This window comes from Oricola sp. (assembly GCF_022763245.1).
Lineage (GTDB): Bacteria > Pseudomonadota > Alphaproteobacteria > Rhizobiales > Rhizobiaceae > Oricola.
Genome location: NZ_JALEGV010000043.1, coordinates 169629 through 190692 on the forward strand (window position 1 = coordinate 169629; position 21064 = coordinate 190692).

At 68.0% G+C, this 21064-nt stretch carries 19 protein-coding genes; 13 read left to right on the plus strand and 6 right to left on the minus strand.

Annotation, left to right across the window (positions count from 1 at the left end; genetic code table 11):
* The first annotated feature begins 217 nt into the window (after positions 1-217).
* On the plus strand, positions 218-3205 hold the full coding sequence (ileS, locus tag MRY80_RS26135) for an isoleucine--tRNA ligase (protein ID WP_293294652.1): 2988 nt from the start codon (positions 218-220) through the stop codon (positions 3203-3205).
* A gap of 148 nt (positions 3206-3353) precedes the next feature.
* Positions 3354-3926: a hypothetical protein gene (locus tag MRY80_RS26140; protein WP_293294654.1), complete on the plus strand. Its 573-nt coding sequence runs from the start codon at positions 3354-3356 to the stop codon at positions 3924-3926.
* A gap of 21 nt (positions 3927-3947) precedes the next feature.
* On the opposite strand, the gene MRY80_RS26145 is transcribed toward MRY80_RS26140, so the two are convergent.
* The gene (locus tag MRY80_RS26145) at positions 3948-4379 is read right to left on the minus strand and encodes a nucleoside deaminase (RefSeq protein WP_293294929.1); all 432 of its coding nucleotides are present in this window, start codon (positions 4377-4379) and stop codon (positions 3948-3950) included.
* 105 nt (positions 4380-4484) lie between these two features.
* Here MRY80_RS26145 and MRY80_RS26150 point away from each other — a divergent pair, with 105 nt between their 5' ends.
* The 3 genes from MRY80_RS26150 to MRY80_RS26160 are packed head-to-tail and all read left to right on the plus strand — an operon-like array spanning position 4485 to position 7638.
* On the plus strand, positions 4485-6182 hold the full coding sequence (locus tag MRY80_RS26150) for a pseudouridine synthase (protein ID WP_293294656.1): 1698 nt from the start codon (positions 4485-4487) through the stop codon (positions 6180-6182).
* A gap of 3 nt (positions 6183-6185) precedes the next feature.
* The gene (rsmD, locus tag MRY80_RS26155; protein ID WP_293294658.1) at positions 6186-6764 is read left to right on the plus strand and encodes a 16S rRNA (guanine(966)-N(2))-methyltransferase RsmD; all 579 of its coding nucleotides are present in this window, start codon (positions 6186-6188) and stop codon (positions 6762-6764) included.
* Positions 6748-7638: a patatin-like phospholipase family protein gene (locus tag MRY80_RS26160; protein ID WP_293294660.1), complete on the plus strand. Its 891-nt coding sequence runs from the start codon at positions 6748-6750 to the stop codon at positions 7636-7638. The genes rsmD and MRY80_RS26160 overlap by 17 nt, the downstream gene beginning before the upstream one ends.
* Here the strand turns inward: MRY80_RS26160 and MRY80_RS26165 are convergent.
* The 3 genes from MRY80_RS26165 to MRY80_RS26175 are packed head-to-tail and all read right to left on the minus strand — an operon-like array spanning position 7635 to position 11314.
* Entirely contained in the window at positions 7635-9062 is a 1428-nt protein-coding gene (locus MRY80_RS26165) for an MATE family efflux transporter (RefSeq protein WP_293294662.1), read from the minus strand. The genes MRY80_RS26160 and MRY80_RS26165 overlap by 4 nt on opposite strands.
* Positions 9063-9071: 9 nt before the next feature.
* A complete protein-coding gene (locus MRY80_RS26170; RefSeq protein WP_293294664.1) occupies positions 9072-9494 on the minus strand; it encodes a VOC family protein in 423 nt (140 codons plus the stop codon).
* Positions 9491-11314 carry a monovalent cation:proton antiporter-2 (CPA2) family protein gene (locus MRY80_RS26175; protein ID WP_293294666.1) on the minus strand — a complete coding sequence of 608 codons (1824 nt, stop codon included), beginning with the start codon at positions 11312-11314 and terminating at the stop codon, positions 9491-9493. The genes MRY80_RS26170 and MRY80_RS26175 overlap by 4 nt, the downstream gene beginning before the upstream one ends.
* Before the next feature lie 209 nt (positions 11315-11523).
* Here MRY80_RS26175 and MRY80_RS26180 point away from each other — a divergent pair, with 209 nt between their 5' ends.
* The 6 genes from MRY80_RS26180 (at position 11524) to lpxK (ending at position 17266) form a co-directional block, all read left to right on the plus strand.
* Entirely contained in the window at positions 11524-12861 is a 1338-nt protein-coding gene (locus MRY80_RS26180) for a TldD/PmbA family protein (protein ID WP_293294668.1), read from the plus strand.
* Between the two features lie 8 nt (positions 12862-12869).
* Positions 12870-13697: a 3'(2'),5'-bisphosphate nucleotidase CysQ gene (locus tag MRY80_RS26185; protein ID WP_293294670.1), complete on the plus strand. Its 828-nt coding sequence runs from the start codon at positions 12870-12872 to the stop codon at positions 13695-13697.
* A 47-nt stretch (positions 13698-13744) separates the two neighbouring features.
* Positions 13745-13987 (plus strand): DUF4170 domain-containing protein, encoded by a 243-nt coding sequence (locus tag MRY80_RS26190; protein WP_293294672.1) that lies wholly within the window; start codon positions 13745-13747, stop codon positions 13985-13987.
* Between the two features lie 195 nt (positions 13988-14182).
* The gene (locus MRY80_RS26195; protein ID WP_293294674.1) at positions 14183-14872 is read left to right on the plus strand and encodes a lysophospholipid acyltransferase family protein; all 690 of its coding nucleotides are present in this window, start codon (positions 14183-14185) and stop codon (positions 14870-14872) included.
* Positions 14869-16248, plus strand: a complete 1380-nt coding sequence (waaA, locus tag MRY80_RS26200) for a lipid IV(A) 3-deoxy-D-manno-octulosonic acid transferase (protein ID WP_293294676.1) — start codon at positions 14869-14871, stop codon at positions 16246-16248. Before MRY80_RS26195 ends, waaA begins: the two co-directional genes overlap by 4 nt.
* Positions 16235-17266: a tetraacyldisaccharide 4'-kinase gene (gene lpxK / locus MRY80_RS26205; RefSeq protein ID WP_293294678.1), complete on the plus strand. Its 1032-nt coding sequence runs from the start codon at positions 16235-16237 to the stop codon at positions 17264-17266. The genes waaA and lpxK overlap by 14 nt, the downstream gene beginning before the upstream one ends.
* A 61-nt stretch (positions 17267-17327) precedes the next feature.
* Here lpxK and MRY80_RS26210 read toward each other — a convergent pair whose 3' ends face one another.
* Positions 17328-17546: a DUF2093 domain-containing protein gene (locus MRY80_RS26210; RefSeq protein ID WP_293294680.1), complete on the minus strand. Its 219-nt coding sequence runs from the start codon at positions 17544-17546 to the stop codon at positions 17328-17330.
* Positions 17547-17591: 45 nt separating this feature from the next.
* Positions 17592-19406, minus strand: coding sequence for a DNA mismatch repair endonuclease MutL (mutL, locus tag MRY80_RS26215; protein WP_293294682.1), 1815 nt, complete (start codon positions 19404-19406; stop codon positions 17592-17594).
* A 138-nt stretch (positions 19407-19544) separates the two neighbouring features.
* Here mutL and MRY80_RS26220 point away from each other — a divergent pair, with 138 nt between their 5' ends.
* Together MRY80_RS26220 and MRY80_RS26225 are read left to right on the plus strand one after the other, a co-directional pair.
* Entirely contained in the window at positions 19545-19889 is a 345-nt protein-coding gene (locus MRY80_RS26220; protein ID WP_293294684.1) for a TIGR01244 family sulfur transferase, read from the plus strand.
* A gap of 132 nt (positions 19890-20021) precedes the next feature.
* The gene (locus MRY80_RS26225; RefSeq protein ID WP_293294686.1) at positions 20022-21056 is read left to right on the plus strand and encodes an AbrB family transcriptional regulator; all 1035 of its coding nucleotides are present in this window, start codon (positions 20022-20024) and stop codon (positions 21054-21056) included.
* The last annotated feature ends 8 nt before the right edge of the window (positions 21057-21064 follow it).

Genomic DNA, 21064 nt, shown 5'->3' on the forward strand with positions numbered 1-21064 from the left:
ACCGAGGCGATTTGGCGCTTTATTCGCGCCGCCGCCATTGCTAAAAGCCCGGTCATGACTCCGGCCCGTTTCGCCATCATCCGAATTATTGGCCCGGCCTGCCGCTAGCACAGCGCCGCAGGACCGGGAACTCGCGCATATTTTCCGCGCACCCCAACCGATTTTCCGCTAATGACCGCTGCAACTCCTTTCGCAGCCCTTCAACGAATGCAGACGAATGACCGATTCCGCTGACAATTCCGCGCTGGATTATTCCAAGACGCTCTATCTGCCCCAGACCGATTTCCCAATGCGCGCCGGCCTTCCCAAGAAGGAACCGGAGATCGTCGCCCGCTGGCAGGAGATGAACCTCTACAAGAAGCTGCGCGAGGACGCCAAGGACCGTCCGCGCTACGTGCTGCATGACGGTCCGCCCTATGCCAACGGCAACATCCATATCGGCCACGCGCTGAACAAGATCCTCAAGGACGTCATCACGCGCTCCTTCCAGATGCGCGGCCACGATTCCAACTACGTGCCCGGCTGGGACTGCCACGGCCTGCCGATCGAATGGAAGATCGAGGAACAGTACCGCGCCAAGGGCAAGAACAAGGACGAGGTGCCGGTCAACGAGTTCCGCCAGGAATGCCGCGACTTCGCGAGCAACTGGATCAAGGTCCAGTCGGAGGAGTTCAAGCGTCTCGGCATCGAGGGCGATTTCGACAAGCCCTACACGACGATGGATTTCCACGCCGAGGCGCGCATCGCAGGCGAACTCCTGAAATTCGCCATGTCCGGCCAGCTCTATCGCGGCTCCAAGCCGGTCATGTGGTCGGTCGTCGAGCGCACCGCGCTGGCCGAAGCCGAGGTCGAGTACCAGGAATACGAGTCCGACACGATCTGGGTGGAGTTCCCGGTCGTGAACGGCGCGCCGGACCTGCTCGACGCCTTTGTCGTCATCTGGACGACCACGCCCTGGACGATCCCCGGCAACCGCGCGGTCTCCTATTCCTCGCGCATCGCCTACGGCCTCTATGAGGTGACGGCGGCGGAGAACGATTTCGGCCCGCAGCCGGGCGACAAGCTGATCTTCGCGGATGCGTTGGCCGAGGAATCCTTCGCCAAGGCGAAGCTGCAGTTCAAGCGCGCGCGCACCGTCACGCCCGACGAACTCGGCGCGATGATCTGCGCCCATCCGCTGGCCGGCTACGGCGACGGCTACCAGTTCGCCGTGCCGCTGATCGACGGCGACCACGTGACCGACGACGCCGGTACCGGTTTCGTCCACACCGCGCCGGGCCATGGCCGTGAGGACTTTGACGCCTGGATGGACTTCACCGGCGACCTGATGCGCAAATCCGCCTCGGGCAAGGAGCATTTCTTCTTCGACGCGGCGCGCGAATGTTTCGTCGTCGCCGGCAAGGATTTCCACACGGTGATCCCGTTCACGGTCGACGACGCCGGCTTCTTCACCAAGGACGCGCCGGGCTTCGGCCCGGATCGTGACGGCGGGCCGGCGCGCGTCATCGACGACAAGGGCAAGAAGGGCGACGCCAACAAGGCCGTCATCGAGGCGCTGATCGCCGCCGATCGGCTGTTCGCGCGCGGCCGCCTGAAGCATGACTATCCGCATTCCTGGCGCTCCAAGAAGCCGGTCATCTTCCGCAACACGCCGCAATGGTTCGTCCACATGGACATGGATCTCGGCGACGACACGACGCTTCGCTCCCGCGCCCTGAAGGCGATCGAAGAGACCCGCTTTGTGCCGAAGGCCGGCCAGACGCGGCTGCGCTCCATGATCGAGGACCGTCCCGACTGGGTGCTGTCGCGCCAGCGCGCCTGGGGCGTGCCGATCTGCGTCTTCGCCGACGCGGAGGGCAACGTCCTGAAGGACGAGGCGGTCAACAAGCGCATCCTCGACGCCTTCGAGGAAGAGGGGGCCGACGCCTGGTTCGCCGACGGCGCCGCCGAGCGCTTCCTCGGCAACGACCACGATCCGGCGACATGGCGCCAGGTCACCGACATCCTCGACGTCTGGTTCGATTCCGGTTCCACCCACACCTTCACGCTGGAGGACCGCCCGGATCTCAAATGGCCGGCCGACGTCTATCTGGAAGGTTCCGACCAGCATCGCGGTTGGTTCCATTCCTCGCTGCTGGAAAGCTGCGGCACGCGCGGCCGCGCGCCCTACGACACCGTCATCACCCATGGCTTCACCATGGCCGAGGACGGCAAGAAGATGTCGAAGTCGCTCGGCAACCAGGTCTTCCCGCAGGACGTGATGAAGGAATCGGGCGCCGACATCCTGCGCCTGTGGGTGATGAACACCGACTACTGGGAAGACCAGCGCCTCGGCAAGACGATCATCCAGACCAACATCGACGCCTATCGCAAGATGCGCAACACGATACGCTGGATGCTCGGCACGCTCGCCCATGACGAGGGCGACAACGTGGAGCTTTCGGCGATGCCGGAACTGGAGCGGCTGATGCTGCACCGGCTCTGGGAGCTCGATGCGGTGGTCAACAAGGGCTATGACGATTTCGACTTCAAGCGCATCGCCCGCACCCTGCTCGACTTCATGGTGATCGAGCTGTCGGCGTTCTATTTCGACATCCGCAAGGACGCGCTTTACTGCGACGCCCCGTCGAGCCCGCGCCGCAAGGCCGCGCTGCAGGTCGTGCGCCAGATCTTCGACCGGCTCGTCACCTGGCTTGCCCCGATGCTGCCCTTCACCACGGAAGAGGCCTGGCTGTCGCGCCATCCCGAGGCCGTGTCGGTGCATCTCGAGCAGTTCCGCGACTGCCCGGACACGTGGCGCAACGACGCGCTGTCGGAAAAATGGAAGAAGGTGCGCCAGGTGCGCCGCGTCGTCACCGGCGCGCTCGAGATCGAGCGCAAGGAGAAGCGGATCGGCTCGTCGCTGGAGGCGGCGCCCTTCGTGCATGTCACCGACGACGCGTTGCGCGCGGCGATCGAGGATCTCGACATGGCCGAGATCTGCATCACCTCGGCCATCTCGGTCTCGCCGAAGCCGGCGCCGAGCGGTGCCTTCACGCTGCCGGAAGTCGCCGGCGTGGCGGTCGTGCCGGAACTGGCGATGGGCAACAAATGCGCACGCTCCTGGCGGGTGACCGAGGATATCGGCTCCGATGCTGAATTCCCGGAGGTTTCGGCGCGCGATGCGGCGGCCCTGCGTGAATTGCGCGCGCTCGGCCGTCTGTGACGAAGAGGTGGTCGAGCGGCGGCGATGACGTGGTGCATTGCCGATTTCGGTGTTTTTCGCTAGACCATCATGAATTCGCCGGATTTTCCGGTCAGCCCGAAGGCGGAGCGGCGGTGACGCCTTCGACCATGGATATGGCAGAGCAGTGATGACAGACAGCAACCGACCGGCGCGGATCGCCGCTTACGGCACGCTCGCAGCGAGCGCCCTTGTCCTTTCCGGTTGCCTCGGCCCCACCTACGGGACGGACAAGCCGGCCATGACCCAGTTCATGGAAGACATCGGCAGCTCGATGACGCTGGGTGGCGGAAAGCGCACCCGGATCGACTACAAGCCGCGCCCCGGCCTGGTCGAGCCGAGCGACACGAGCGTCCTGCCGCCGCCGCAGCAGAACATCGCCGAAGCGTCGCAGGAATGGCCCGAATCGCCTGAAGAGCGCCTGCAGCGCATCAAGAAGGAGATCGACGAGGGCCGCGAGCTTCCCGCCCTGACCGACATCGACGATCCGGACGTGACTGTGCAGACGACGAGCCGCCAGGTGGCGACCGCCAATCAGCGCGTCTATCTGACCGATCCGCCGACGGAATATCGTCAGCCGGCCCAGACCGCGGCCTATGGCGAACTCGGCGAGACCGAAGCCACCAAGGAACGCCGCCGCAAGAAGGCGGCCGAGGCCGGCGAGAAGCCGGGCGGCTGGCGCCGTTTCGTTCCCTGGCTCTGACGCTTGGCTGACGCCCGGGGCCTATTGGCGCCGTTCTGAGAAAAAGGACTTCAGCAGGCTCGCCGCCGCCGCTTCGCCGATGCCCGGATAGATTTCCGGGGCGTGGTGGCAGGTCGGGCTTGCAAAGAAGCGCACGCCGGACGTGACGGCGCCGCCCTTGGCGTCTTCCGCCGCGAAGTAGAGCCGTCGGATGCGCGCGAAGGATATCGCCGCGGCGCACATGGTGCAGGGCTCCAGCGTGACATAGAGGTCGCATCCCTCCAGGCGTTCCTGCTGCAGGTTGCCGCAGGCTTCCCGGATGGCCAGGATTTCGGCATGGGCCGTGGGGTCGTTGAATTCGCGTGTCCGGTTGCCGGCCGCTCCGACGATCGTCGCGCCGCGCACCACGATCGCGCCGACCGGCACCTCGCCGCGCTGTGCGGCGGCGTGGGCCTCGCTCAGCGCCCGATCCATGAAGTCCGGAAATTTGGCGGTTGCGGCTGGAATTTCGGACAAGGTTTCTCTCGCATGACCGGCCCCTGACTGCTAGGGGAGCCGTCGAATGAAGGCAAACAGCAAATGACGAACGAAGACAAGCCTGGCGGGCGCTCCGGCAAACCCGCGGGCGGCGGACAGAAGGGACGTGGCGGCAAATCCGGCGAGCTGCGCTCCAGGGGATTCAAGGGCAGCCCGGCCGGCGCCCGGGGCGGCAAGGGCGAAGGACGCTCGCGCGGCTTCAAGGACCGGCCTGACGGCGGCGCCCCGCGACGCGAGGGTGACGACAAGCCGCGCCCCTATCGCGAGCGCCCGGCGCGTGACGGCGACAAGCCCCGCGCATTCCGCGAGCGGCCGCAGCGCGACGGCGACGACAAGCCGCGCGCGCCGCGGGACGGCGACAGGTCGCGCGGTTTTCGCGATCGCCCGCAACGCGACGGCGACAGGCCGCGCAGTTTCGGCGGCAGACCGGATCGCGATCGCGATCGGCCTTCGCGCCCGCCCCGGGAAGATCGCCGTGACGATCGCCGGGCCGCACCCGACGCCCGTGACGATGCGCAGGCGGATTCGTCGGCCGAGGCCGAAGGCGAACGCATCTCCAAATATCTGGCGCGCGCCGGCGTCGCCTCGCGCCGCGACGCCGAACGCATGATCGAATCCGGTCGCGTCACGCTCAACGGCGTGAAGCTCGAAACGCCGGCCGTCAACGTCACGGCGTCCGACGTCATCCTGGTCGACGGCGAACCGATCCCCGAGATCGAGCGCACCCGTCTCTGGCTCTATCACAAGCCCGCCGGCCTGGTGACGACGAACCGCGATCCGCAGGGCCGTCCGACCGTGTTCGACAAGCTGCCCGGCGACATGCCGCGCGTGCTCTCCGTCGGCCGTCTCGACATCAACACCGAGGGCCTGCTGCTGCTCACCAACGACGGCGGCGTGGCGCGGATGCTGGAACTGCCGCAGACCGGCTGGCTGCGCCGCTACCGCGTGCGCGCCCACGGCAAGGTGGACCAGAAGCAGCTCGACGGATTGAAGAACGGCATCGCCGTCGACGGCGTCTTCTACGGCGCGGTGGAAGCCGAGCTCGAGCGCGAGCAGGGCTCCAACGTCTGGCTCACCGTCGGCCTGCGCGAAGGCAAGAACCGCGAGGTCAAGAACGTCCTCGGCGCGCTCGGCCTCGAGGTGAACCGCCTCATCCGCATTTCCTTCGGGCCCTTCCAGCTCGGCGAACTGCCGGAGGGCGCTGTTCTGGAAATCCGCGGCAAGACGCTGCGCGACCAGCTCGGCGACCGGCTGATCGCCGAAGCCGGCGCGAATTTCGACGCGCCGGTGCGCAAGCCTTTCTCCAACAAGCCGGTCAGCGGCACGGAAGGCGAGACGCGGCTGGTCAAGGTGAAGAAACACGGCGACTGGGTCAGCGCCTCGCCGGAGAGCGGCGCGCCACGTCGCGGCAAGAAGGGCGTCGAGCGCGACGAGGCGCTGTCGCGCCTGGACACGCGCAAGCCCGAGCGTCGCAAGGCCCCGTCGGCCGCCGGCGGCGAATCCGACAAGCAGCGTCACGGGCGTTCCTCCAATGTCTGGATGGCCCCCGGCGCCCGCCCGATGGGCAAGAAGCCGAAGCCGGCGCCCGAGGGCGCGCCGCGCGGCGGCAAATCCGCCGGTCCCGGCAAAACCGGCGGCCCGCGCAAGCCCGGCGGTCCCGGCAAACCGTCAGGCCCCGGCAAATCCGGCCGGCCCGGATCGTTCTCTCGACCCGGCAAGGGGCCGAAAGGGAAGGGATAGGTCGTGCGCGTCGTCGGCGGGAGTTTTCGCGGGCGAACGCTCGCTTCGCCGAAAGCCGGCTCGTCGGCGATTCGTCCGACGACCGACCGCACGCGCGAGAGCCTGTTCAACATCCTCGCCCATGCCTGGCCGGAGAAGCTCGACGGAAGCCGCGTGCTCGACCTCTTCGCCGGCACCGGCGCCGTCGGCGTCGAGGCGCTGTCGCGCGGCGCGGCGTCCGCCTTGTTCATCGAGCAGTCGGTGGAAGGCCGCGGCCTGATCCGCTCCAATGTCGAGGCCCTGGGTCTGCAGGGGCGCACCAAGCTGTTTCGCCGCGACGCCACGCGCATGGGCGAGGTCGGCACGATGGAGCCCTTCGATCTGGTCTTCGCCGATCCGCCCTATGGTAAGGGACTGGCCGAGCGCGCGCTCGCCTCCCTGCGCGACGGCGGCTGGCTGAAGCCGGACGCGCTCGTCATCGTGGAGGAGGCGGCGTCGGCCGGGTTCACCGTGCCGCAGGGGTTTCACCTTGCCGAAACGCGTGATTTCGGCGAAACCCGTATGTACTTCATGACTGGCGGCGACCATGACCGGACCGAGTGAAACCAGGGTGAAACCGCAACCGTCGCGATCTTCGGATCCGACGGTGGCCGTCGCCTTCGGCGGTGGCGGGGCGCGGGGCCTGGCGCATACCCACATCATTCGCGCGCTCGACGACATGGGCATCCGGCCCGTCGCGATCAGCGGCTCCTCCATCGGCGCCATCATGGGCGCGGCCATGGCCAGCGGCATGACGGGCGAGGAGATCAGCGACTACACGCTCGGTCTCGTCGGCAACACGACCGACATCGTCGCCCGCCTGTTCCGCCGCCCGGCCTCGATTGCCGCCGCGACCGACCGCGGTTTCCGCATCGGCCAGTTCGACGTGCAGCGCATCGTGCAGAACTTCATGCCGGATTCGGTTCCCCATGAGTTCGACCGGCTGCAGATCCCGCTCTCCGTCATCGCCACCGACTATTACGGCCATCACGAGACCGTCTTCGAGGAAGGCGACCTGTGGTCCGCGCTGGCGGCATCGGCGGCCATCCCGGCGCTGTTTCGCCCGGTGCGCCGCGACGGCCGCATCTTCATCGACGGCGGCATTTTCAACCCGGTGCCCTACGACCACATCCTCGGCAAGGCCGACATCGTGCTGGCCATCGACGTCGTCGGCACGCCGCGCGGCGACTCGCGCCGCATCCCCCGGCCGATCGACAGCCTCTACGGCACGTCGCAGCTTATGATGCGCTCGATCCTGAAGCTGAAGCTGAAGGTGCAGCCGCCGGACGTCTTCATCCAGCCGCCGGTCTCCAATTTCCGGGTGATGGATTTCCTCAAGGCGCGGCAGATCGTCGAGGTCACCGCACCCGTCTATGACGAGGTCCGGCGCAAGCTCGAACGCGCGCTCGAGGATCGGGTCCGGGAGCCGGCCGGCTAACCCAGCGTCGCCGCCTTGCCCGTCGAGAAGGGCGATTGCGCCGTCGGCGGCGGGCTCGGCAGGTTGTCGTCATGGTCGCGGCGGTCGCGCTGCTCGATCGAGGCGATGACGCGAAAACACGCAAACACCGCCGCCACGCCGAACACCACCGCTCCCAGCGCCCAGCCGGCGATCACCCCGATCGCGCCGTACCATTGCGCGCCGAGCCAGACGAAGGGGATGACGCCGAGGGTTGAGCGGCCCCAGTTCAGCACAGTCGAATAGAGCGCGAAGCCGAGATTGTTGAAGGCGGCGTTGGCGACGAACAGCGCGCCATTGAACAGGAAGCTTGCGGCGGCGAAGAGGCAGAAGAACACCACCAGCTCGCGCGCCTCGCCCTCGGCGCGGAAGACGTCCGCTACCAGTCCGGAGGAAAGCGCCAGCAGCCCCCAGATGACAAGCACGTAGATCGTCGTGAAGATCAGCGCGTCGCGCATCGTCTCGAACAGGCGGTGATAGAGCTTGGCGCCGTAATTCTGGCCGAGGATCGGCCCGACCGCGCCCGACAGCGAGAAGATCACCCCGAAGGCGACCGGGATCAGCCGGCCGATGATCGCCCATCCGGCCACGGCGCCGTCGCCGAAGGAGGCGATCTGCGCCGTCACATAGGCGTTGCCCACGGGTGTGGCGAGCTGGGTCATCACCGCCGGCCCGCCAATGTTGAAGAACGGCCGCATCGCCTCGCGCAGCACCGCGATGTCCGGCCGGGCGATCAGCTTGTGCACGACCACGGCCCCATGCAGCCCGACCGCCAGCAGGACGATGCGCGACAGCACGGTGGAAATCGCCGCGCCCTGCAGGCCGAGATCGAGGCCGAAGATCAGCAGCGGATCGAGCACCGCGGCCGCCGCGCCGCCGGCCAGCGTCACATACATGGCGCGCCGCGCGTCGCCGACGCCGCGCAGGATGCCCGTCGTGCACATGCCGAGCGCCATCACGGGAATGGAGGGAAACACGATGCGCAGGAAACTGTCGGCCAGCGCCTTCGTCTCGCCCTGCGCGCCGATCAGCCCGAGCAGTTGCGGGATGAGCAGCCAGGCGGAGACCGAGATCACCGTCGTCACCACGGCCATGAACAGCATCGCCGCCCCGCCCCGCCGCGCCGCTTCGGCGCGATTGCCGGCGCCGAGCGCGCGCGACACCATCGCCCCGGTCGCGATCGTCAGTCCGATCGCCGCCGAGATGGTGAAGAACATCAGCGTGCCGGCATAGCCGATCGCCGCGGCCAGCTCGGCCTGGCCGAGCAGCGAGATGTAGAAAAGGTTGAGCGCGTCGACCGCGAAGATCGCCACAAGGCCGATCGAGCCTGTCATCGTCATCACCACCACATGGCGCATGGTCGAGCCGGAGGTGAATTTCGCCTTGTCGCCAGCGGGTGGGGCCATCAATCGATCCTATTGCGCAAAGACTGCGTCGAGCGAGGCGAACCCCTTGAACTCCAGCGCGTTGCCGGAGGGGTCGCGGATGAACAGGGTCGCCTGTTCGCCGGGCTCGCCGGCAAAGCGGACCATCGGCCGGTGGATCCAGTCGATCCCGGGCGCCGCCTCCAGCCGCGCCGCCAGCGCCTTCCAGTCGGCCATCTGCAGGACGACGCCGAAATGCGGAATAGGCACGGCCTTGCCGTCGACCGCGCCGCTGGCCGCCGCCTGGCCCGTCCCGCCGCGCAGATGCGCCGACATCTGGTGTCCGAACAGGCTGAAATCGACCCAGCTTTCCGACGACCGGCCGGGCGCGCAGCCCATCACGTCGCAATAGAAGGCGCGGGTCGTCTCCAGGTCGTCGACCGGGAAGGCGAGGTGGAAGGGTGTGAGCGTCATGAATGGTCCTTTTCGAGGAGCGATTCCGCGCCGGCGCCGTCGGTCGTGTCGATCACCTTGGCTTCGCGCAGCGGCTTGGTCAGGGGTTCGGGCACCACCGGCCGCGTGTGCAGCATGTGCCCGCCGGCATAGATCCCGTCGGCCTGCTGGATGCGCAGCCGCTCGGCGTCGCGCTTCTCGACATCCTCGGCGATGTCGGCGGCGGCGCTTTCGGAGCGGCCGAGCGCTTCCAGCGTCTTCTTGCCGAATTCCAGACCGGACTTGAAGGTTTCGCGGATCTCGTAATCGATGGCGCGCGCCCGCAGTTCCAGCGTGTGGGCGCGGTCATAGGAGCGCGCGAAGACCTTGGCGTCGGGATATTCCGACTGCACGAGGTCGACGATCCGGTCGGTGATCTCCTTCCTCTGGGTGCAGACCGCGACGATCTTGGCCCGCTTGATGCCGGCGGCCTCAAGCACGTCCTTGCGGGTGCCGTCGCCGAAATAGACGCGGAAGCCGAATTTCTGCGCCGCGCGCACACGGTCGGCGGAATGGTCGATCATGGTGATGTCGGACCCGCCGGCCAGCAGCACCTGCGAGGCGATCTGGCCGAAGCGCGAAAAGCCGACCATCAGCACGTCGGCGCCGGCGCCCTCGAAATCCTCGTCCATGTCCTCCGGCTCGTCTTCGCGCACCAGCCGGTTGCCGAGCATGACGCTCAGCGGCGTCAGCGCCATGGAGAGCGTGACCACGGAGACGAGCATCGAGGCGGTGTCGTCGTCGAAGATGCCCATCGCGACGGCCGTCGAGAACAGGACGAAGCCGAACTCGCCGCCCTGCGGCAGGATGAGCGCGGTGCGCACCGACACGTCGTGCTCGGTGCCGAACAGCCGGCACAGCGCATAGATGATCGCCGCCTTCACCGCCATCAGCACCGGCACGGCGAGCAGGATCGTCAGCCAGTTGGCGTAGATCACGGGCAGTTTCAGCGACATGCCGATCGCCATGAAGAACAGGCCGAGCAGCAGGCCGCGGAACGGCTCGATGTCGGCCTCCAGTTCGTGGCGGTAGGAGGATTCGGCCAGCATCACGCCGGCGAGGAACGCGCCCATCGCCATCGACAGGCCGGCGACCTGCATCAGGAGCGCCGATCCGAGCACGACCAGCAGCGCCGCGGCGATCATTGCCTCGCGCGCGCCGGACCTGGCGATCACCTGGAACAGCGGGTTGAGGACGTAGCGCCCGGCGAAGACGAGGACCGCGACCGCGCCGACCGCCTTCGCCAGGTCGATCCAGTGATTGCCGCCGCTTTCGGCCGCCGCCGGAGCGAGGAAGGGCAGCAGCGCCAGGAGCGGCACGATGGCGAGGTCCTGGAACAGCAGGATCGCGAAGGACTTGCGGCCATGCCGGCGGTTGATCTCGCCGCGTTCCTCCAGCACCTGCAGCGCGAACGCGGTCGAGGACAGGGCGAGGCCGAAGCCGATGGCGACGGCCGCTCCGGTGTCGAACATCAGCGTCGCCAGCGCGGTCAGCGCCGCGCCGGTGACGATCACCTGCGCCAGGCCGAGGCCGAAAATGTCGCGTCGAAGCGACCACAGCCGCGCCGGTTTCAGCTCCAGCCCGATGATGAAGAGCAGGAACACGACCCCCAGCTCCGCGACATGCAGGATCTCCTCGCCGTCGCTGATCATCCGGCCGATCGGCCCGATGATCAGGCCCGCCGCCAGATAGCCGAGCACGGTGCCCAGCCCGATGCGCTTGAACAGCGGCGCGGCGATCACCGCACCGCCCAGAAGCATCACGGCTTCGACATAAAGTTCCGGCGTCGTGCCGCCCGCCATGGCCTCATTTCCTTCCCGTCTTGTTGCCGTCGCGGCCGGCGCGACTTGATGCGGCGCCCGGTGGACAATAGATGATTGTCCGAACCCGTTGCGCCAACAGCGTTTCATCAAGTCCGTTTCGCCAAACCCGATCGACCGGGCCCGTCACGGTTCTGCCCTATCTATAGGCATTTTGCCGCCCGGCAAACCGGCCTGACATCGGAGACACAATGCAAGATCAAACTCAAACCCTGATCGACCGCGCCGCCTCTCTCGTCGAGGCCGCAAAGCGCGCCGGCGCGGACGCCGCGGACGCGGTCGTCGTGCGTTCGCGCTCCAAGAGCGTCTCCGTGCGTCTCGGCAAGGTCGAGGGAACCGACGCGTCGGAAAGCGACGATTTCTCGCTTCGGGTCTTCGTCGGCCAGAAGGTCGCCAGCGTGTCGGCCAATCTCGCCGGCGATGTCGGCGCACTGGCCGGCCGCGCCGTCGCCATGGCGAAGGTCTCGCCGGAGGACCGCTTCAACACGCTGGCGCCGGAAGAGAAGCTGGCGCGCGACTTTCCCGATCTCGACCTCTTCGACGACACGGAGATCTCCGCCGAGCAGATGACGGCGGACGCGCTGGCCATGGAAGAGGCGGCGCGCGCGGTTCCGGGCGTCACCAATTCGTCGGGCGCGGGCGTCTCGGCGGGATCCGGCGGGCTGGTCCTCGTCACCTCGCACGGCTTTTCCGGCGCCTATCGCCGGTCGCGCTACTCGCGCTCGGTCAGCGTGATCGCGGGCGAGGGCACCAAGATGGAGCGCGATTACGATTTCTCCTCCAAGCTGTTTTTCGCCGACCTGCGCGCGCCCGAGGAAATCGGCCGCGAGGCGGGCGAACGCGCCGCGCGCCGCGTCAATCCGCGCAAGGTCGGCACGCGCGACGTGACCTGCGTCTTCGACCCGCGCGTCGCGCGCGGCATGCTCGGCCATCTGGCCGGCGCCATCAACGGCGCGTCGGTGGCCCGCAAGACCTCCTTCCTGAAGGATCGGATGGGCGAGCAGGTCGCCCATGCCGGGATCACGGTGATCGACGAACCGATGCGCCGCCGCGGCCAGGGCTCGCGGCCCTTCGACGGCGAGGGCGTGGGCGGCGACACGCTGACCATGGTCGGCGAGGGCGTCCTCAACCACTGGTTCCTGTCGACCTCGATCGCCAACGAACTTGGGCTGGAAACCAACGGCCGCGGCGCGCGCAGCGGCACCTCGGTCTCGGCCTCCTCCACCAATCTCTCGCTCGAGCCGGGCGACAAGACGCCCGAGGAACTGATGCGCGAACTCGGCGACGGCTTCTACGTCACCGAAGTCTTCGGCCAGGGCGTCAACATGGTGACGGGCGAGTATTCCCGCGGCGCTTCCGGCTTCTGGATCGAGAATGGTGAGATCACGCATCCCGTCTCCGAGGTGACCGTCGCGTCCAACCTCAAGGACATGTTCATGCGCATGGTTCCGGCCAGCGATCTCGACCGCGATTTCGGCATGGCCGCGCCGACGCTCGTCATCGAGGGCATGACCCTGGCCGGGCAGTAGGCGCGACCGTGCCGCAGCCCCCCGCCACCGCCGCCGAGCGGACCTCCGTCGAACACGACCTCGCGCTGATCCGCGTCGCCGCCGAGAAGGCCGGGCGCATCGCGCTCGCCTATTTCCGCGGCAAGAAGGACCTGGACGTGCGCATGAAGGGCGGCACCTCGCCGGTGAGCGCCGGCGACATGGCCGCCGACGCCTTCCTGCGCGAATTCCTGATGGCGGCGCGGCCGGACTATGGCTGGCTGTCGGAGGAAAGCATCGACGTCCAGCGCGACAAGCGCCGGACCGCCCCGCGCAGCTTCATCATCGACCCGATCGACGGCACCCGCGCCTTCATCGACGGGCGCAAGGTCTGGTGCGTGTCGGTCGCGGTGGTCGAGGGCGACGCGCCGGTGGCCGGCGTGCTGGAATGCCCGGCGCTCAAGTCGCGCTACTGGGCCTCGGCCGGCGGCGGCGCCTTCAAGGACGGAGAACGGCTGACGGTCGCGCCGCGCCGCGAGACGCCGGTGGTCGCCGGGCCGGCCAAGGCCGTCACGCAGCTCGATCGCGCGTTCCCCGGCGGCTTCAAGCGGCACGGTCACATCCCCTCGCTCGCCTACCGTCTCGCCATGGTCGCCGACGGCTCGCTGGACGCGACCCTGGTCAGGCCGAATTCGCATGACTGGGACATCGCCGCCGCGCTGCTGATCCTGCGCGAGGCGGGCGCCCGCCTGGCCGGGCTCGACGGGTCCGAGGTCGCGCTGAACGGCGCCGACGTCGTCAAGCCGGCGATGCTGGCCGGATCGGATGACACCTTGCAGGCGATGTTCGGTGTTGTGACCGCGAATGCATTCGGTTAAGCGTCGCTTGACTCGCAGGAATCTCATATTTGGAAGGTTGTGCAGCCATGGCTGAGAGCGACGACGACAAGCAACTCTTGCATCTCGTGTTCGGCGGCGAACTGGAATCGCTGAAAGGCATGAAGTTCCGCGACCTGAACGCGCTGGACATCGTCGGGGTCTACCCCAACTACAAGACGGCCCAGGCCGCCTGGAAGGCCAAGGCGCAGCAGACCGTCGACAACGCCCACATGCGGTATTTCGTGGTGCATCTCCACCGGCTGCTGGACCCCGAGAAAGACGAGCAATAAATGAACCCCGAACCGGCGGGAGCCAGGCGGACGAGCGACATGGTCGCTACGATCTCTCCGCCAGGCGAACGCCACGGCGGCGGATATGGAGTCCCGATCCGGCAGCAGATGACAGGCAGCGACAAGACCACGAAGCCGGCAAAACGGCCCAGCCCGCGTCTGACAAAACGGATATGGAGGAAAATCCGAAAGCCGTTGACCGAGTCCGACTTCGCGACGGATTTGGTGTCGCGCCTGTTCGTGGCCTGGGTGCTCTTCGTCCAGCGGACCAACCGCCTTGTTGAATTCGACGAGCAGCGCGCCGACCATATCATGCAGGACGAGGGCCCGGTGATCGTGACCTGCTGGCACGGCCAGCATTTCATGGCGCCCCTGTTCACGCGCAACGGCCAGCCTTCGGTCGCGATGGTGTCGCGCAGCCGCGACGCCGAGCTCAATGCCCGCATCATCGAGCGGCTCGGTTTCAGCACCGTGCGCGCCTCCGGCGGACGCAGTGCCGGCCGGGCGGTCGAGAAGGGCGCCATTCGCGGCGTCCTTGAACTGCGCAAGCACATCAGGGCCGGGCAGTCCGTCTTCATGATGGCCGACATTCCGCATGGCACGCCGCGCAAGGCCGGCATGGGAATCGTCTCGGTCGCCCGCCTGTCCGGCGCGCCGATCGTGCCGGTCGCCTATGCGTCGTCACGCCGCCGTGTTTTTCAGAAATCATGGGACAAGGCGGTTCTCAATCTGCCCTTCGGTCGTGCCGCCTTCTGTTTCGGCGATCCGATCGCGGTGGCCGCCGACGCGGATGACGAAACCATGGAGCGCTGCCGGCTGACCCTGCAGGACGAACTCAACCGGGTCCTCGACGAGGCCCATGCGATCGTGGACGCCGACGCATGAGCGAGCTTTGGGCCAGGACCGCGTTGCAGACCTATCGCTGGCTCGGCGCGGCGATCTATCCCTTCATGGGCACCTATGTCGCCGTGCGCCTGTCGCGCGGCAAGGAGGAGCGCGGCCGCCGGCGCGAGCGCTACGGCCGCAGCACGCTGAGCCGTCCCGACGGTCCGATGATCTGGATCCATGCGGCGAGCGTCGGCGAGACCGGGGCCGTGGCCGCGCTGATCGAGCGCATCCGCGCGCTCGGCATCAACGTGATCCTCACCACCGGCACCGTCACCTCGGCGAATTTCGCGCGTGACCGTCTCGGGCCGGACATGCTGCACCAATATGTGCCGCTCGACCTGAAGCCGGCCGTCAGCCGCTTCCTCGACCACTGGCGTCCGGATCTCGCGATCTTCGCGGAATCCGAACTCTGGCCGATGACGATCCTGGAACTCGGCGCGCGGCGCATCCCGCAGGTGCTCATCAACGGCCGCATGTCGGACCGCTCCTACAAGCGCTGGGCCAAGCGCATGGCGGTCGCCGAATCCCTGTTCGAGCACCTGTCGCATGTGGCGGTGCAGACGGAGATGGACGGCGAGCGCTTCAGCGCGCTCGGCGCGCGACCTGTGACCGTCACCGGCAATCTGAAGGCCGATGTCGACATGCCGCCGGTCGACGAGCGCGAGCTGCGCCGCCTGGCGATCGCGATCGGCAACCGGCCCCGCTGGGCCGCGATCTCCACCCATGAGGGCGAGGAGGTCGTCGCCGCGCGCGTCCACAAGGCACTGCAGAAATTCAGGCCCGACCTGATCACCATCGTCGTCCCGCGCCATCCCAGCAGGGCCACCGCGCTGCGCCGCACGCTGGAGGAACGGGGCCTCACCGTGACATGCCGCAGCCTGCGCGAGCCGGTGACGCCGAAGACGGACATCTATCTCGGCGACACGATCGGCGAGATGGGCCTCTATCTGCGGCTGACCGACATCGCCTTCGTCGGCAAGTCGCTGTTGGGCGAGGGCGGTCAGAACCCGCTGGAGCCGGCCATGCTCGGCACCGCCGTCCTCAGCGGCCCGCACGTCTCCGCCTTCACCGAAGCCTATCAGCGCCTGGTCGACGCCCGCGCCGCGCGCCTCGTCGACGACGAGACGGCGCTGGCCAAGATGGTGCACCATCTCCTGTCGCAGCCCAAGGCCTGCGAGGCGATGGGCCGGGCCGGCGCGCGCGTCGTGGCCGAGATGGGCGGCGCGCTCGACCGGACGTGGCAGGCGCTCGACCCCTACATCCACCCCCTGCGCGTCCAGGCCGCCCTGCGCGGTGAGGGATCGAAGTCGCACCATGCGCTCGGCGCCGCTGGGCCGGGACATCCGGGAAGGAGCGCTCTTGGCTGGAAGTGAGGCGCCGCCTTTCTGGTATCAGCAGCGAAGCTTCGGGCGCTACGCGCTTGCGCCGGTGAGCTGGCTCTACGGCGCGGTGGCGCGCTGGCGCATGGACAGGGCCCGCCCGCCCGCGGTGATGGCGCCGGTCCTGTGCATCGGAAACCTGACAGTCGGCGGCTCCGGCAAGACCCCGACCGCGATCGCCATGGCCAAGGCGGTGCGCGCGGCGGGCTATTCTCCGGGCTTTCTCACACGCGGTTACGGCGGTTCGCATGCCGGGCCGCACATGGTCGATCTGGAGGCCGACACGGCCATGGCGGTCGGCGACGAGCCCCTGCTGCTTGCCCGCGTGGCGCCGACGGTGGTCGCGCACAACCGCGCCGCCGGGGCGCAGTATCTTGTTGATCGCGGCATCGACTTCATGATCATGGATGACGGGTTCCAGAGCCGGCGCGTGCATTTCGACTACGCCCTGATCGCGCTCGACGCCCGCCGCGGCATCGGCAACGGCGCGGTCATCCCCGCCGGGCCGCTACGCGCGCCGTTGATCGACCAGATGCGCCACGCCGACGCCCTGCTCAGGATCGGGGACGGACCGGGCGGCATCGCCGTGGTCCGAGCCGCCTCGCGCGCCGCCAAGCCGATCCTGCGCGCCGACTTCGTGCCCGAGCCGCTGGAAGGGCTGGAGGGCCGGTCCGTGCTGGCCTATTCGGGCATCGCCGACCCGTCGAAATTCTACGAAACGCTGACCGCGGCCGGTTACACGATCGGCGCGAAACGCAGTTTCGGCGACCACCACGTCTTCACCGAAGGGGAAGCCGCGGAACTGCTCGCCATGGCCCGCGCCGAAAACCTTGTGCCCGTGACGACCGAGAAGGACATCGTGCGCCTGACCCGGCTGGAAGGCCCCGTGGCGGAACTGCGCGCGATCAGCAAGGCGCTCCCCGTCGACCTCGTCTTCGAGAACCAGGTGGTGCTCGCCTCTCTGATCGAAGACGTCGCGAAACGCTACCACAAGCGCCGCATCACCGGCTGAAGCGGTTCAGGCCCCGCTCGCCGGCAAGGCACGCAATCGAAAAGTCTGAAAAGGTCGGGTGTCAGCCGCGCTGCATGAATTCGAGCTCGCGCTTCAGCGAGGTCTCGGCGTCGGCATAGGCTTCCTGGCGCGCGACGCTCCAGTATTTCAGTTCGTCGAGCGGGATCGGCTTGCCGGTGACGGCGCAACGCACGAAGGCTCCGGGCGAGAGCACCTGATAGTCGGCGTCCAGATAGCGAAGCTTGGCTTCCGACGCGTTTGCCATGTCGAAAATGTTCATGCGCCCTTAGCGCCACAAAATGACGTAAACGTCAACGCCGTAAGCTTACCGGCGGCCGAAAAGCCGCTCGATATCGGTCAGTTTCAGCTCGATGAAGGTCGGCCGGCCATGGTTGCAGGTGCCCGATCCGGGCGTCGCCTCCATCTGCCGAAGAAGCGCGTTCATCTCCTCGGCGCGCATGCGCCGGCCGGAGCGCACCGACCCGTGGCACGCCATGGTCGAGGCGACCTTCTCGATATTGTCGCGGATGCGCAGCGCGCCGTTGCCGTCGGCAAGGTCGTCGGCGAGATCGCGCATCAGGCCCTGCGCGTCCACCTCGCCGAGCATGGCCGGCGTCGCGCGCACCGCGACCGCACCCGGCCCGAACCGCTCGATCTCCAGCCCGAACCGCGCCAGCGTCTCGTGCTCGGCCACCAGCCGCTCGACATCCTCCACCGGCAGGTCGACGATGTCGGGCACCAGCAGCATCTGCGAGGGCAGGGTGCGCCGCGACAGCGCGTCCTTCAGCGCCTCGAACACCAGCCGCTCATGGGCGGCGTGCTGGTCGACGATCACCAGGCTGTCGGCGGTCTGCGCGACGATGTAGTTCTCGTGGATCTGCGCCCGTGCCGCGCCCAGCGGATGGTCCGCCGCCGGTTCGGTCTCCGGGGCCGCCATGGCCGGCTCCGCGATCGCGGCCGACGGCGTGAAACCGGCGAAATCCGATTGTCGCTTCTCGGCCATGCCGGGCGCGAAATCGAGCGGCCGGTTGACCGACGGGGCCGCTGCGCCGCCGTGGTGTTGCGGCGCGCCGTGCGTCGAATAACCGGGCCGGAAGGCGGCCGTCATCGCCTCGGCCGCCGATGTCGAGGCGCGCACCCCTTCCTCGGCCAGCGCACGGCGGATCGCGGAGATCGTCAGCGCGCGCACCAGGCCCGGATCGCGGAAGCGCACTTCCGCCTTGGCCGGATGGACATTGACATCGACGAGCCGCGGATCGACCTCGATGAAGATCGCGCAGACGGCGTGCCGGTCGCGGGCGAGCATGTCGGAATAGGCGCCGCGCAGCGCGCCGGTCAGTTGCCGGTCACGCACGGGCCGGCCGTTCACATGCACGAACTGGTGGCTCGCCGACGCGCGGTTGAAGGACGGCAGCCCGGCAAAGCCCAGCACGCGCACGCCTTCCTTGTCGCCGGCGATCGCCACGCAATTGTCCTGGAAATCGCGGCCGAGGATCTGCGCGATCCGGGCGATCAGCGCCTGCGGGTCCGTGCCGGTCGCGGGCAGGTCCAGCGTGCTGCGGTCGGAGCCGGCGAGCGTGAACGACACGTCCGGGCGCGCCATCGCGATGCGCCGCACCGTCTCGGAGATCGCGTTTGCCTCGGCGCGGTCGGACTTCAGGAATTTCAGCCGCGCCGGCACGTTGCGAAACAGGCCGGTGACCTCCACCATCGTGCCCGGATTGCCGGGCGCCGGCCGCGGACCGGCGATCGCCCCGCCATCGACGACGATCTCGTTGGACTCGCCGTCCTCGCGCCGCCGCGACCGGATGACGAGCCGCGACACCGAGCCGATCGACGGCAGCGCCTCGCCGCGAAAGCCGAGCGTGGCGATGGCTTCCAGGTCGCGGTCGATCTTGGAGGTGCAGTGGCGCGCGATCGACAGGGGCAGTTCCCCGGCGCTCATGCCCGACCCGTTGTCGGTGACGCGGATCAGCGTCTTGCCGCCGCCGCCGGTCAGGATCTCGATGCGGTCCGCGCCGGCGTCGAGCGCGTTCTCGACCAGTTCCTTGACGACATTGGCCGGGCGTTCGATAACCTCGCCCGCGGCGATCTGGTTGACGATCGTCTCGTCGAGGCGGTGTATCCGGGGGTGGCTCATCGGCAGAATCATAGAGGCTTCGGCTGGCTGGCGAAATGCCGGGCGGCGACTATCAACCGAAGCTTCGGGGGTGAATGACGGACTTGCTCAACACATGCCGAAAAATGTATATTACGAGGAAAAAAGGAGTTCGCAGAGATGAGCAACCTGCCTTACGGCATGCGCCCGGTGGACAACGGCGTCTTCGTCGCCGGCCAGATCAAGCCGGACAACGTCGAGGCCCTCGCTGCGGAGGGCTGCAAGACGATCATCTGCAACCGCCCGGACAACGAGGGGTGGGGCCAGCCTTCCTCCGACCAGATTCGCGCCGAGGCCGAAAAGCACGGCATCGCCTTCCACTACATCCCGGTCGGCCATGGCGGCGTGACCGCCGACATGGTGGCCGCCATGCGCAAGGCCCTGTCGGAATCGGACGGCGTGGTGCTCGCCTATTGCCGTTCCGGCGCCCGCTCGGCGCATATGTGCGCCTTCTCCAAGCCCTGACGCGCGGCGCACATGCGCGCCGGCCTTCGCAGATCCGTTTTGTGAGCATTCCGGGTCGCGCGCGGTAGCGCGAGACGATCTCCCTCTGATAGAGACCGAACATTCACGGTTCGGTTTGGCAGGAAGGAGCGCATGGCGGGTTTCGATTGGCGGCGTACGGCCATCGCGCTTCTGGCCGGTTTCGCCGGCGCGTCGATCGCGCATATCCTCGAATTGCCGGCCGCCGCGCTGCTCGGCAGCACCTTCGCAGTGACGCTGGCCTCCATGGCGCGGCTGCAGCCGGCGCTTCCGGCCCCGTTGCGCGATATCGGCCTGTGCGTCATCGCGGTCACGCTCGGGTCCGGCGTCACGCCCGACATCTGGTCCGAGCTCGCCCACTGGCCGCTGTCCATCGCCATGCTGGCGCTGACCATGCTGATGGTGATGCTGATCTGCGGTTTCCTGTTGAAGCGCCTGTTCCGGGCCGACCTGCCGACCGCGATGATGGCGACCGCGCCGGGCGCCCTGTCCTACGCGCTGGCGCTCGCCAACGATCGCGACGCAGACCTGCGTTTCGTCACCGTCCTGCAGAGCCTCCGTCTCTTCCTGATCACCATGCTGCTGCCGCCCGTGATCGGCTATGCCGAAAACGCCGGCGAGGGGGGCGGCCGCGCCCCGCTGGAGCATCTCACCTATCCCGCGGCCGCTGTCCTGCTGGTCCTCACCTTCGGCCTCGGCCAGCTCTTCACGCGGCTGCGCGTCCCCGCGCCGATCATCATGGCCGGCCTCCTCGTCTCGGGCTTCGCCCATGGTGCGGGCCTCGTCTCCGGCCGCTTCGCCGATCCGCTCACCTTCTTCGGCTTCGCCGTCACCGGCACGATGATCGGGGCGCGCTTCGCCGGCATCACGCTCGCCGAGGTCAAGCGCCTGGGGCTGGCCGGCGTCGTCTCCACCAGCGTCGCAGTGGCGATCGCGATGGCGGGCGCCTGGCTGGTGTCGTTCACGCTCGGCCTGCCCTTCGGCCAGGTCTGGGTGTCGTTCGCGCCCGGCGGCGTCGAGGGGATGTCGTCCATGGCGCTGGCGCTCGGCTACGATCCCGTCTACGTCGCCACGCATCACGTCTTCCGCATCCTGTTCCTGATCGCCATCCTCCCGGTGCTGCTCGGCCTGCTCGCCGCGAAGCGCTGAATGTCGCA